This is a genomic window from Clavibacter sp., assembly GCF_014802555.1.
GTDB classification, from domain to species: Bacteria; Actinomycetota; Actinomycetes; order Actinomycetales; family Microbacteriaceae; genus Clavibacter; species Clavibacter sepedonicus.
In genome coordinates this window covers 1-12,459 of record NZ_JAAVCB010000124.1, presented here as the reverse complement: position 1 = coordinate 12,459, position 12,459 = coordinate 1, and the positions used below count along the sequence as shown (strand labels likewise).

Sequence of the window (12,459 nt, the reverse complement as noted above, 5' to 3'; positions counted from 1 at the left end):
GCCCGATACCGGCGAGCCCATCTCGACGCCGTCGCCGGCGAGCACTGGAACCTCTCCGCCGCACGCCGGACCGGCCACCCGTCCTCGATGATCAACCGGGCAAGCCGAACCCTGCCCGCAGGAGTGAACGGGGCGTTAGCGTGAGTCACGAAGACCTCCGTGGACGTTGATGAGTGTGGTAACCCACATCGTCCCGGAGGTCTTCGCTATCCGCTCACGCGTTCACAACCTCCCGAGGAACTACACCTAGGCTGGTCCAATGCATGGTGAGTACAAGGTCCCCGGCGGCAAGCTCGTCGTGGTCGACCTGGACGTGACCGACGGGCGCATCTCCGGCTTCCGCCTGGCGGGCGACTTCTTCCTCGAGCCAGACGACGCACTCGAGGCCATCGACCGGGCCGTGAACGGCCTCCCCGAGGACAGCGACGCCAACGCGATCGCGGCGGCCATCCGCCGGGCGCTCCCCGCGCAGGCCGTGCTCCTCGGCTTCTCGCCCGAGGCCGTCGCCGTCGCGATCCGCCGCTCGCTCGCCCGCGCCACGAACTGGGGCGACTACGAGTGGGAGGTCATCCACGACCGCGCCTACCGGCCCGTCGAGCAGATGGCGCTCGACCAGGTGCTCGCCGAGGAGGTCGGCGCGGGTCGCAGGAACCCCACGCTCCGCATCTGGGAATGGGAGCAGCCCGCGGTCGTCATCGGCAGCTTCCAGTCGCTCCGCAACGAGGTCGACGCCGAGCAGGCCGCGGCCCACGGCTTCGACGTCGTGCGCCGCGTCTCGGGCGGCGGCGCCATGTACATGGAGGCCGGCGCGGTCATCACGTACTCGATCTACGCGCCCGTCGACCTCGTCCAGGGCATGACCTTCGCGGACTCCTACGCCTACCTCGACGAGTGGGTCATCACCGCGCTCCGCTCGCTCGGCATCGACGCGTCGTACCAGCCGCTCAACGACATCACGAGCCCCAGCGGCAAGATCGGCGGCGCGGCGCAGAAGCGGCTCGGCGCCGGCGCCGTTCTGCACCACGTCACCATGAGCTACGACATGGACGGCGAGAAGATGGTGCAGGTGCTCCGCATCGGCCGCGAGAAGATCAGCGACAAGGGCATCACGAGCGCCGCCAAGCGCGTGGACCCGCTCCGCAGCCAGACGGGCATGAGCCGCGCCGACATCATCGACCGGATGAAGGCCACCTTCACGGGCCTCTACGGCGGCAAGCCGGGGCGGGTCACGCCGGAGGAGTGGGCGAAGACGCGCCAGCTCGTGGAGGACAAGTTCTCGACTCCGGAGTGGCTCACGCGCGTCCCCTGATCGGGGGACTGTCCGCCTGACGAAGCAGCGATGTCCGCTGCGTGTCGGGGCTGTCCGCGGGGCGACGGCGCCCCCTTCCGCTCAGATCCGCGCGCTTAGAGTCACCACGTCGTCCTTCCGGCCCCGCGGGGCCGAGCGGCGACTGCGGTCCGATCGAACCTCTTCAGGAGGCTCCGCTCGCGACCGCGGGTGACGGGGAGACCCGTCGAGGGGAGCGGACTCGCGAGGCGCATGCGTGCGCCTCGCGAGCGCACCCGCTCAGCCCCGCTCGAGCAGCTCCCGGTAGTCGGGGTGCTCGTCGATCCACTCCGCCACGAACGGGCACGCGGCCACGACCGTGCGGGCTCCGCCGCGCACGTCGTCGAGAGCCGCCCGCACCAGCTCGCCGCCGAGGCCGCCGCGCCGCTTCGCGGGGTCGACCTCCGTGTGGGTGAAGACGATGCGGTCGCCCTGGATCAGGTAGTCCGCGAAGCCCGCGCGCTCGCCGTCGAGCCACAGCGTGTAGCGCGAGCCGTCGGGGTCGTGGGTCACGTCGACGCTCATCCCGCCACACTATGCGCGGTGTCGTGCGGAGTCGATCCGCAGGGGGCCGGGTTACCCTGGACCAGCCCGGGACCCGGGTCGACCCCTACCCCCCGGAGCACCACGTGACCGCCGACATCCGCCGCCGCAGCATCCTCGCCGCCGTGCTCGCGGTCCCCGTGACCGCGGTCCTCGCCGCCTGCACCCGCCAGGAGCCCGTGCCGCGCGCGACCCTCGGCGCCGGAGCCGACGGCCAGCCCGCCGCGTCCGGGTCCTCGCCCGCCGTCTCCTCCGTCGAGCCGGCCTCGCTCTCCGTGTCGGGCGGCCAGACCGTGACGCTCACCGGCGCCGGCCTCTCCGGCGCGACGGCCGTCATGTTCGCGGGCACCGCGGGCACCGACCTGCAGGTGGCCGGCGACGGATCCGTCACGGTCGTGGCGCCCCGCTCGGCCGACTACGAGGACCGCTTCGCCGACATCCAGGTCATGGCCGGCGACACCCCGCTCACCGCCGCGACAGCCGCCTACGCCGCGCAGACGCCGGTCGACAAGCAGCTCCAGTACGCGCTCGCCCACTGGGACGCCTACAACCTCACGGAGTACGGGAACTTCAACTCCTCCGGCGGCGACTGCGTCAACTTCGTGAGCCAGTCCCTCATCCAGCGCGGCTGGCAGATGACGAACGAGTGGCACAACCGCGGCGGCGGATCCGACTGGACCTACGCGTGGATCCACGTGCCGACGTTCGACAAGTGGCTCGCAGCGAACGCGTCCACGCTCGGCGTGAAGCGCCTCGAGCTCGCCGACCGGGACCAGCTGAAGCTGGGCGACATCGTCATCTTCGACTGGAACCGCAACTCCTCGCCCGACCACACGCAGATCGTCTCGGCCATCGAGCCGAAGGACGGCGGCAACGTCGTGAAGATGGTCGGCCACAACCTCGACAACGACTACCGCGACCTCGACGAGACCATCACGACCGAGCACCCCGGCGCCGAGGTCCACTTCTGGAGCGTCGCCTAGCCCGGGCCTAGCCCACGTCGCCGACGCCGCGTCCGGCGCGGAGCAGCCGGTCGACGAGGAGCACGAGCAGGACGCCGGCCGCGTATGCGGCGAGGTCCACCGGGTCGAAGCCGGTGCCGATCAGCAGGCGGCACAACGGCACGTGCACCGCCCACATGGCGGGCCACCCGGTGATCTGCAGCAGCTCGATCCCCGAGCACCACACCAGCACGGCGGCACCGTGCACGACCGGGTCGACCCGCGGCATCACCGCGATGAGCGCGAGGTGGATCGCCGCGGCGTAGAAGACGTCGGGCCAGATGCCGCGGCCGTCGCTGTGCGTGACGACCATGCCGGCGACGACCACCGCGAGGAGCGACCCGAGCGCGACGATCCGGCGCCGGGCGTGGCCGTCGGGGAGACGGACGTCCCTGTCGAGGACCGGCGCGGCGCCCGCGGGACCGTCGGCGGGATGCATCGACGGCTCGTCCCACACGAACGCGTCCACATCCCCGGAATGGCGCATGTCCCCAGCGTAGGCACCGTGGATGCGAACGCGCCCAGGCCGAGGGCGGATCCGCGACCTCCCGTTACGCGTCGAGCGCCGCGTCGACGATCCGCTTGGCCTCCGCCTGCAGCGCGTGCAGGTGGTCGAGGCCCACGAAGGACTCGGCGTAGATCTTGTACACGTCCTCCGTGCCGCTCGGGCGCGCGGCGAACCACGCGTTCTCCGTGACGACCTTGACGCCGCCGACCGCGGCGCCGTTGCCGGGCGCCGTGCTCAGCTTGGCGGTGATCGGGTCGCCCGCGACCTCGGTGGCCGCGATGGCGTCACCGTCGAGCTTGCCGAGCGTGGCCTTCTGCGCCTTGGTCGCCGCCGCGTCGACGCGCTCGTACACCGGGTCGCCGAAGCGCTCGGTGAGCTCGCGGTAGAGCGCGCTCGGCGTCTTGCCCGTGACCGCGACGATCTCCGACGCGAGGAGGGCCAGGAGGATCCCGTCCTTGTCCGTGGTCCAGACCGTGCCGTCCATGCGGAGGAAGCTCGCGCCGGCGGACTCCTCGCCGCCGAAGCCCACGGATCCGTCGATGAGGCCGGGCACGAACCACTTGAAGCCCACCGGCACCTCCCAGAGGCGGCGGCCGAGCGACTCGGCGACCCGGTTGATCACGCTGGAGGAGACGAGCGTCTTGCCGATCGCGGCGTCCTCGCGCCAGTGCGGGCGGTGCGCGTAGAGGTAGTCGATCGCGACCGCGAGGTAGTGGTTCGGGTTCATCAGGCCGGCGTCGGGCGTGACGATGCCGTGGCGGTCGGCGTCGGCGTCGTTGCCGGTGAGGATGTCGAAGTCGTCCTTGCGCGCGAGCACGCTCGCCATCGCGGATGCGGAGGACGGGTCCATGCGGATCCTGCCGTCCCAGTCGAGCGTCATGAACGACCACGCCGGATCCACCTCGGGGTTCACGACCTCGAGGTCGAGGCCGTAGCGCTCGCCGATCGCGGCCCAGTACTCGACCGAGGCGCCGCCGAGCGGGTCCGCGCCGATGCGCACGCCCGCCTTCTTGATCGCCTCCATGTCGATGATGGAGCCGAGGTCGTCCACGTAGTGGCCGAGGAAGTCGTAGCCCTCGACGCTCGCGCGCGCCTCGTCGAGCGGGACGCGCTTCACGTCGACGAGGCCGCCCGCGATGATCGCGTTCGCCCGGGCCGCGATCCAGCCGGTGGCGTCGGAGTCGGCGGGCCCGCCGTGCGGCGGGTTGTACTTGAAGCCGCCGTCGGCGGGCGGGTTGTGGCTGGGGGTCACGACGATGCCGTCCGCCACGTCGTCTTCCCCGTGGGCGTCGTCGCGGTTCCAGCGGAGGATCGCGTGCGAGAGGGCGGGCGTCGGGCACCAGGAGTCGCGCGAGTCGGCGAGCACGCGCACGCCGTTGGCGACGAGCACCTCGAGCGCGGTGTCCTCGGCGGGCCGGGAGAGCCCGTGGGTGTCGCGGCCGATGAACAGCGGGCCGGTGATGCCCTGCTCGGCCCGGTACTCCACGATCGCCTGCGTGATGGCGAGGATGTGGTCCTCGTTGAACGCGGTCTTCAGCGAGCTGCCGCGGTGGCCGCTCGTGCCGAACGCCACCTTCTGCTCCGGATCCTCCATGTCGGGGTGGAGGTCGTGGTACGCCCGGATCAGCTCGTCGAGGTCGATGAGGTCGGACGGGAGGGCGGCGGTGCCTGCGCGGTCATGCATGGATCCATCCTGGCACCGGCCCCCGCCGATTCCCATCTAGGGTGCAGGCATGCCCGAGACCCCCCGACCCGACGAGACGTACAGCTACCTCGGCCCGGCCGGCACCTTCACGGAGGCGGCGCTCAAGCAGGTGGACGCGGCGCGCGGCCGCACGTGGCGCGCGGTCAACAACGCGTCGGAGGCGCTCGCCGACGTCGTCGCCGGCACCTCGGTCGCCGCCATGATCGCCATCGAGAACTCGGTCGAGGGCGGGGTGACCGCCACGCAGGACGCGCTCGCGAACATCCCGGGCCTCCGGATCCTCAGCGAGCACCTCGTGCCCGTGTCCTTCGACCTCGTGGTGCGGCCGGGCACGGCGCTCGCCGACGTGCGGACGGTCGCCGCGCATCCGGTCGCCTACGGGCAGTGCCGCCGCTTCCTCGAGCGCGAGCTGCGCACGCACGGGCACGTGCCCGCGACGTCGAACGTGGCCGCGGCCCTGTCGCTGCTGGAGTGCGGCATCGCCGACGCCGCCATCGCGCCGCCGCAGATCACGGAGAGCCAGCCGCTCGAGGCCGTGGCCCGCGGCATCGGCGACAACCTGAACGCCGTCACGCGCTTCGTGCTCGTCGGCCGCGCCACCGCGCTCCCCGCGCGCACGGGTGCCGACAAGACGAGCCTCATCATCGAGCTGCCGGACGACCGCGCCGGATCCCTGCTCGACCTCCTCGAGCAGTTCGCGACCCGCGGGGTGAACCTCGCGCTCATCCAGTCGCGGCCCATCGGCGACGAGCTCGGCCGCTACCGGTTCGTCATCGACGCGGAGGGGCACGTGCACGACGAGCGCGTGGCCGACGCGCTGCTCGGGATCCGCCGCTTCAGCCCGCGCGTCACCTTCCTCGGCTCCTACCCGCGGGCCGACGGGACGCCGAGCACCTACCGCGCCCGGTACGAGGACGACGTCTTCCTCGAGGCGCGCGACTGGCTGCGCGGGATCCTCTCCGCCGAGCCCGGCGCGGGCGCGGACGCGGGCACCTAGCCGCGGTCGACCGGCCGGGAGCGCGCGCCCGTCACGCGGCTGAGCAGGTACAGCACGATGCCGACGGCCACGAGGATCGCGCCGAACAGCCACACCTGGCCGCTCTGCTGCGTGAGCAGCAGGACGCAGGAGAGCGTCCCGAGCACGGGGATCGCGGTCCAGACGCGGAAGTGCGCGTGATCCACGCGGTCCTTCCGCAGCACCAGCACCGCGACGTTGGTGCTGATGAAGACGAAGAGCAGAAGGAGCACGACGGTCTCGGCGAGCGTGCCCACGTCGCCGACCGCGGTGAGGCCGATGGCGACCAGCGTGGTGACGACGATCGCGACCCACGGCGTCCGCCGCCTCGGCAGCACGCGGCCGAGCACGCCGGGCAGGAGGCCCTGCTCGCTCATGCCGAAGGTAACGCGGCTCGCCATGATCATGGTCAGCAGCGCGCCGTTCGCCACCGCCACGAGGGCGATGAGGCTGAACACCCACGGCGGGATGCCGGCGCCGGTCGCCTGCACGACCGCGAGCAGCGGCCCGGTCGACTCGGCGAGCTCCTCGGCCGGGAGCGCGGCGGAGCTCGCCAGCGCGACGAGCACGTAGACGACACCCGCGGTCGCGAGCGCGCCGAACAGCGCCTTCGGGTAGACGCGGCTCGGATCCCGCACCTCCTCGGCCACGTTGGCGCTCGTCTCGAACCCGACGAACGAGTAGTACGCGACGATCGCCGCCGAGAGCGTGGCGAGCGCGGCGTTCGAGCCCTCGGGGAACTCCGTCACGCGCGACACGTCGCCGCCCCCGCCGCCGAGCATCACGGCCACCACGACGATCACGATGACGAGGCCGCTCAGCTCGATCACGGTCATCACGACGTTGCCGCGCATGCTCTCGGTGATCCCGCGGGCGTTGAGCGCCGCCACGAGCAGCAGGAAGACGATGGCGGCGGGGATCCGGGGCACGTCCATCACGGGCGCGAGCAGCGTCGAGAGGTACTCGCCCGCGAAGGCCAGCGACAGGCCGGCGGCGCTCACGACCCCGGCCGCGAGCATCGAGAAGCCCACGAGGAACGACACGACCGGCAGCTTGAACGCGCGCTCCGCGAAGATCGCGGCGCCGCCCGCCTTCGGGTACTTCGTGACGAGCTCGGCGTAGGAGCCCGCGGTCAGCAGCGCCAGCAGCAGCGCCACCACGAGCGGCACCCAGAGCGCGCCGCCGACGTCCTCCGCGAGCGTGCCCATGAGCGCGTAGATCCCCGCGCCGAGCACGTCGCCGAGGATGAAGAGGAACAGCAGCGGGCCGGTGATCGCCTGCGTGAGCTTCGAGCCGCCCGCGGGAGCCCCCGTGTCGGCCTCGGTCGTGGTCGCCATGTCCGGTCCTCCTCCTCGGTCGCCGGGTCGGATGCCCGGCGGGCACGCTCGCGCGTCCCCCCACGACCCTGGCCCGGTCGCGCGTCGGCGTCCGGGGGCTTGACGCCCGGCCGCCCGCGACCCGCTTCGTTAGAGTGACGGGGTGATCGATCCGCAGACCCTCCGCGACCATCCCGACCTCGTCATCGCCTCGCAGGAGCTGCGCGGCGCGTCCGTGGAGGTGGTCGACCAGGCGGTCGCCGCGGACTCCGAGCGCAGGCAGGCGATCACCGAGTTCGAGGGCCTCCGCGCGGAGCAGAACGCGCACGGCAAGCTCGTCGCGAAGGCCGACAAGGCCGACAAGCCGCGCCTCATCGCCGAGGTGCAGGAGCTGAAGGCCCGCGTCACCGCCGCGCAGGAGCGCGCGCAGCAGGCCGAGGCCGCGCTCGACGAGGCGATGCGGCGGATCCCGAACATCGTCATCGACGGCGTCCCCGCGGGCGGCGAGGACGACTGGGCGCTCCTCCGCGAGGTCGGCGAGAAGGCGGCCTTCGACTTCGAGCCCCGCGACCACCTGGAAATCGGCGAGATCCTCGACGCCATCGACATGGGCCGCGGCGCCAAGGTCTCCGGTGCCCGCTTCCACTTCCTCAAGGGCATCGGCGCCCGGCTCGAGATCGCCCTGATGAACTTCGGCCTGGCCCGCGCGCTCGAGGCGGGCCTCGTGCCGCTCATCACGCCCACGCTCGTGAAGCCCGAGATCATGGCCGGCACGGGCTTCCTCGGCGCCCACGCCGACGAGGTCTACCACCTCGACGACGACGACCTGTACCTCACGGGCACGAGCGAGGTGGCGCTCGCCGGGTACCACGCCGACGAGATCCTCGACCTCGCCGCGGGGCCCATCCGCTACGCCGGCTGGTCCACGTGCTACCGCAAGGAGGCGGGCTCCTACGGCAAGGACACCCGCGGCATCATCCGCGTGCACCAGTTCCAGAAGCTCGAGATGTTCTCCTACGTCGACCCGGCCGACGCCGAGGCCGAGCACGAGCGCCTCCTCGCCATGCAGGAGCGCATGATGCAGGACCTCGGCCTCGCCTACCGCGTCATCGACACGGCGGCCGGCGACCTCGGGTCGAGCGCCGCCCGCAAGTACGACGTCGAGGCGTGGATCCCCACCCAGGGCGCCTACCGCGAGCTCACCTCCACCTCGAACTGCACGACGTTCCAGGCCCGCCGTCTCGGCACGCGCTTCCGCGGCGAGGACGGCCGCACATCGCCCGTCGCCACGCTCAACGGCACGCTCGCGACCACGCGCTGGATCGTCGCGATCCTCGAGACCCACCAGCGCGCGGACGGCTCGGTGCGCGTGCCCGAGGCGCTCCGCCCGTACCTCGGTGGCCTCGAGGTGCTCGAGCCGGCCACGGCGAAGGCGGCCCGATGACCCCGCGCGTGTCCGACGCCGACCGCCTCCTCATCGCCCTCGACATCGACGGCACCCTCCTCGGCGAGGACGGCTCGCTCGACGAGTCGGTCATCCGCGAGGTGCGGCGGATGGAGGAGATCGGCCACCTGGTCATGCCCTCCACCGGCCGCTCGGTCGCCGACACCCTGCCGATCGTCGACCGCCTGGGGATCCACCCGCGGTACATGGTGTGCTCGAACGGCGCCATCGTGCTCGAGCGCGACGCGGACGCCCCCGCCGGCTACAGCCGCCGCTTCGTCGAGACCTTCGACCCCGCCGACGTGCTCCAGCGGATCCACCCCCACCTCGCGAGCGGCCGCTACGCCGTCGAGGACGAGCACGGCGTGTACCTCTACGCCGGCGGCGACTTCCCGGACGGCGCGCTCGAGGCGAACGGCCGCCAGGTCGAGTTCGAGGAGCTGCTGCACGTTCCCGCGACGCGCGTCGTCGTCATCTCGCCCGGCCACGACATGGAGGACTTCCAGGACGTCGTCGAGCGCATGGGCCTCCACCGCGTCAGCTACTCGATCGGCTGGACCGCATGGCTCGACATCGCGCCTGACGGCGTGAACAAGGCCACCGCCATGGAGCGCGTGCGCGAGCTGCACGGGATCGACCGCACGCACGTCTTCGCGATGGGCGACGGGCGCAACGACATCGAGATGCTGGTGTGGGCCGGCGAGCACGGCCGGGGCATCGCCATGGGTCAGGCGCCGGCCGAGGTCATCGCCGTCGCCAGCGAGGTCACGGGCCCCATCACCGAGAACGGCGCGGCCGCGGTCCTCGCCCGCCTCTGACGACCGATTCCCCAGCTGGGGAGAGTTCAGCTCGCTCTGATCCTGCCCATGCGAGAGTGGCGCATCCCGCGCGGCCACCCGGCCGCACCACCGCGGGCCGACCGGCCACCGGTAGGATCCTCATCGATCGCACGTCGCCCGCCACGCGGGAGCGCGCATCGGGAGGGCTGTCCGAGCGGCCGATGGAGCCAGTCTTGAAAACTGGTGGGCAGAGATGTCTCGTGGGTTCGAATCCCACGCCCTCCGCCCGGAGAGGATCCGCATGAGCGACGCGCCCCTGCGACCCCGGCGAACCGCCACGACCCCCGTCATCGCCCGCCACGGCCGGCTCGGACGACCGAGCGCGGCGCGCACCCTCGTCAAGGGCATCGCTATGGGCGTCGCGGTCCTGCTCGTCAGTGGGCTCTCCGTCGGCACGATCGCGCTGTGGGACCTCAACAAGTCCGTCCAGGCGAACACCGTCGACATCAGCGACGGCACCGAGCAGACCACGGTCGGCGTCGGCGCGCTCGACGGCGGCTTCAACGTGCTGCTCGCCGGATCCGACACCCGCCAGGGCCAGGGGGACGGCTACGGCAAGACCGACGGCGCGCTCAACGACGTCAACATGGTGCTCCACGTCTCCGCCGACCACTCGCAGGCCACGGTCGTCAGCCTGCCGCGCGACATGGTCGTGCCCATCCCCGCGTGCGCGCGCAGCGACGGATCCGGCACCGCGCCCGCGATGTCCGCCGCGCCGCTCAACTCGGCGCTGTCCGACGGCGGCCTGCCGTGCGTCGCGAAGACCGTCGCGCAGTTCACCGGCCTCGACATCCCGTACGCCGCGCTCATCGAGTTCAACGGCGTCATCGAGATGTCCAACGCGGTCGGCGGCGTCCCCGTCTGCCTCGCGAGCCCGCTCAAGGACAAGCGCACCGACCTCGACCTCCCGGCGGGCGAGAACACCCTCCAGGGCAAGGAGGCGCTCCAGTTCCTCCGCACCCGCCACGCGGTCGGCGACGGCAGCGACCTGGCGCGCATCAGCAACCAGCAGGTCTTCCTGTCGGCGCTCGTGCGCACGATGAAACAGTCGAGCACGCTCTCGGATCCCACGCGCGTCTACGGCCTCGCCAAGGCCGCGGTCGACAACATGCAGCGCTCCACGTCGCTCGACTACCAGACCATGGCGTCCATGGCGCTGGCGCTCAAGGACATCCCGCTCGACCAGGTGCGCTTCCTGCAGTACCCGGGCACCACGTCCGGCACGGGCGTCTACGCCGGCAAGGTCCAGCCGCTGAAGGCCGACGGCGACCAGCTCATGCAGCTGCTGAAGGCGGATGCGCCGTTCGAGGTCAAGGCGGGCAACACGGGCCTCGGCGCGGTCGAGGAGCAGCCCGCGGCATCGACCCTGACGCCGTCGCCGAGCGCTCCTGCGGCGGCGAGCGGATCCCAGCCCGCCACCTCGGCGCCCACGGTGCTGCCCGAGGCCGTCACGGGCACGGACGCGGGGACGGTGACCTGCTCGAAGGGCTTCAAGGGGTGAGCCCGGTCGCGCGCGCGGCCGCTTGAGCGCCGCGCGTCGGATGAGGGCGACGGGGCCCCGCCGCACACCCTATGCAGCGAGGACCCGTCTATCTCGTTCAGCTTTCGACCCGAATCCTCCGCCGGACGAGAATCTCGTGATCTCGCCCACGGGGGCTCGCGACGTCGTCGCGTGCGTGAGGGTGAGCGGCGCCGGTTCGGGGGATCCGGGACCGCGGCCATGTGGGCGAGCGGGACATCTCTGGGCTGACACATCGACACGCGGGGGGTAAGCCGGTCGGGTCCGGCACACGCGTCGTCAGAGACACTACGTGTCCGTCGAATGGGGGACAACCGCGCCGCACCCCCCGTTCGGGCCGGCGGCCCGGTGCGCGGGGATGTGAGCAGGCCGCCGCGTCCGGTACAGTGGACGGGTACGTCTGGAGACGTCGCATAGTTCGGCCTAGTGCACCACCCTGCTAAGGTGGAGTACCCGTATGGGTACCGTGGGTTCAAATCCCACCGTCTCCGCCATCTCCCCGTTCCGGCCCCGCGTGGCTGCGTCCGCTTCCTGGCTGCGTCCGCCGCCTGGATCATGGCCCAGTACGCTCGACGCATGGACCGCCAGATGCTCGACCAGCTGTCGACGGGCCGTTCTCGGCGCGACGTGCAGGCCATCCGCGAGGCGCTGTCCGCGCTGACCGCCGGAGACCTGGTGAGCGTGGTCATCCGCTCCCCGCGCTACGGCCTCCACTCGGTCGACGGCCCGGTCCGCGTCGGGTCCAACGGCCAGCTGGTCGTCGCGGACACGGCGCTCGGCGCAGCCGGTGAGATCCAGTCGGTCTCCATCCGGTCGGGCGACGACATGCCCCCGCAGGGTGGGCTGCCCGACTCCGTCGTGGGCCTCGGCCACGGCACCGTGGCGCGCGTCACCTTCGACGAGCCCGCCTACGGCGCGTTCCACGTGACGGGTCCGCTCACCGCAGGCGACGACGCGTTCCTCCTCGTCAGCAACTGGATCGTCGTCAACGGCGACGCGTTCGCCCCGCGGGTCGTCTCCGTGGAGGTCGCGGACGACCTGGACGTGCACCCGGCCAACGTGCCGCCGCGGAGGCCGTCCGTGGAGGACGCCGTGGCGCCCGCGCCCGGCCCCACGGCCTAGTTGTAGTTCCTCGGGAGGTTGTGAACGCTGGGGCGGATAGCGAAGACCTCCGGGACGATGTGGGTTACCACACTCATCAACGTCCACGGAGGTCTTCGTGACTCACGCTAACGCCCCGTT

The 12,459-nt window shown here is 71.9% G+C and carries 12 protein-coding genes and 2 tRNA genes; 9 read left to right on the top strand and 5 right to left on the bottom strand.

The features are described from left to right. Positions 1-149: helix-turn-helix domain-containing protein (locus HDR73_RS13755; protein WP_287136468.1), on the bottom strand; the 149-nt coding region annotated here is incomplete at its 3' end. A 110-nt stretch (positions 150-259) separates the two neighbouring features. On the opposite strand from HDR73_RS13755, the gene lplAB reads away from it, so the two are divergent. Then, a complete protein-coding gene (lplAB, locus tag HDR73_RS13750; RefSeq protein ID WP_012297876.1) occupies positions 260-1,309 on the top strand; it encodes a lipoate-protein ligase LplAB in 1,050 nt (349 codons plus the stop codon). Positions 1,310-1,567: 258 nt separating this feature from the next. On the opposite strand, the gene HDR73_RS13745 is transcribed toward lplAB, so the two are convergent. Further along, on the bottom strand, positions 1,568-1,852 hold the full coding sequence (locus HDR73_RS13745) for a GNAT family N-acetyltransferase (protein WP_012297877.1): 285 nt from the start codon (positions 1,850-1,852) through the stop codon (positions 1,568-1,570). A gap of 104 nt (positions 1,853-1,956) precedes the next feature. Here HDR73_RS13745 and HDR73_RS13740 point away from each other — a divergent pair, with 104 nt between their 5' ends. Then, the gene (locus HDR73_RS13740; protein ID WP_041464310.1) at positions 1,957-2,853 is read left to right on the top strand and encodes an amidase domain-containing protein; all 897 of its coding nucleotides are present in this window, start codon (positions 1,957-1,959) and stop codon (positions 2,851-2,853) included. 7 nt (positions 2,854-2,860) lie between these two features. Here the strand turns inward: HDR73_RS13740 and HDR73_RS13735 are convergent, their stop codons facing one another. Both HDR73_RS13735 and pgm read right to left on the bottom strand, forming a co-directional pair. Continuing rightward, positions 2,861-3,358 carry a ribosomal maturation YjgA family protein gene (locus HDR73_RS13735; RefSeq protein WP_041464311.1) on the bottom strand — a complete coding sequence of 166 codons (498 nt, stop codon included), beginning with the start codon at positions 3,356-3,358 and terminating at the stop codon, positions 2,861-2,863. 64 nt (positions 3,359-3,422) lie between these two features. After that, positions 3,423-5,063: a phosphoglucomutase (alpha-D-glucose-1,6-bisphosphate-dependent) gene (pgm, locus tag HDR73_RS13730; RefSeq protein WP_041464312.1), complete on the bottom strand. Its 1,641-nt coding sequence runs from the start codon at positions 5,061-5,063 to the stop codon at positions 3,423-3,425. A 49-nt stretch (positions 5,064-5,112) separates the two neighbouring features. Between pgm and pheA the strand changes: the two genes are divergently transcribed. Beyond that, complete coding sequence (pheA, locus tag HDR73_RS13725; RefSeq protein ID WP_012297881.1) at positions 5,113-6,081, top strand: prephenate dehydratase; 969 nt, start codon at positions 5,113-5,115, stop codon at positions 6,079-6,081. Here pheA and HDR73_RS13720 read toward each other — a convergent pair. Next, entirely contained in the window at positions 6,078-7,436 is a 1,359-nt protein-coding gene (locus HDR73_RS13720) for an APC family permease (protein ID WP_041464313.1), read from the bottom strand. The two genes, pheA and HDR73_RS13720, sit on opposite strands and share 4 nt — an antisense overlap. A gap of 142 nt (positions 7,437-7,578) precedes the next feature. Here HDR73_RS13720 and serS point away from each other — a divergent pair, with 142 nt between their 5' ends. The 6 genes from serS (at position 7,579) to HDR73_RS13690 (ending at position 12,339) form a co-directional block, all read left to right on the top strand. Beyond that, positions 7,579-8,859, top strand: coding sequence for a serine--tRNA ligase (gene serS, locus HDR73_RS13715; RefSeq protein WP_012297883.1), 1,281 nt, complete (start codon positions 7,579-7,581; stop codon positions 8,857-8,859). Next, positions 8,856-9,677, top strand: a complete 822-nt coding sequence (locus HDR73_RS13710) for an HAD family hydrolase (RefSeq protein ID WP_012297884.1) — start codon at positions 8,856-8,858, stop codon at positions 9,675-9,677. The genes serS and HDR73_RS13710 overlap by 4 nt, the downstream gene beginning before the upstream one ends. A gap of 161 nt (positions 9,678-9,838) precedes the next feature. After that, positions 9,839-9,923 (top strand) — tRNA-Ser (locus tag HDR73_RS13705). 16 nt (positions 9,924-9,939) lie between these two features. Further along, the gene (locus HDR73_RS13700; RefSeq protein ID WP_012297885.1) at positions 9,940-11,199 is read left to right on the top strand and encodes an LCP family protein; all 1,260 of its coding nucleotides are present in this window, start codon (positions 9,940-9,942) and stop codon (positions 11,197-11,199) included. Between the two features lie 420 nt (positions 11,200-11,619). After that, a tRNA-Ser gene (locus tag HDR73_RS13695) sits at positions 11,620-11,711 on the top strand. Positions 11,712-11,793: 82 nt separating this feature from the next. Beyond that, positions 11,794-12,339, top strand: a complete 546-nt coding sequence (locus HDR73_RS13690; protein ID WP_223842694.1) for a hypothetical protein — start codon at positions 11,794-11,796, stop codon at positions 12,337-12,339. Positions 12,340-12,459 lie beyond the last annotated feature (120 nt).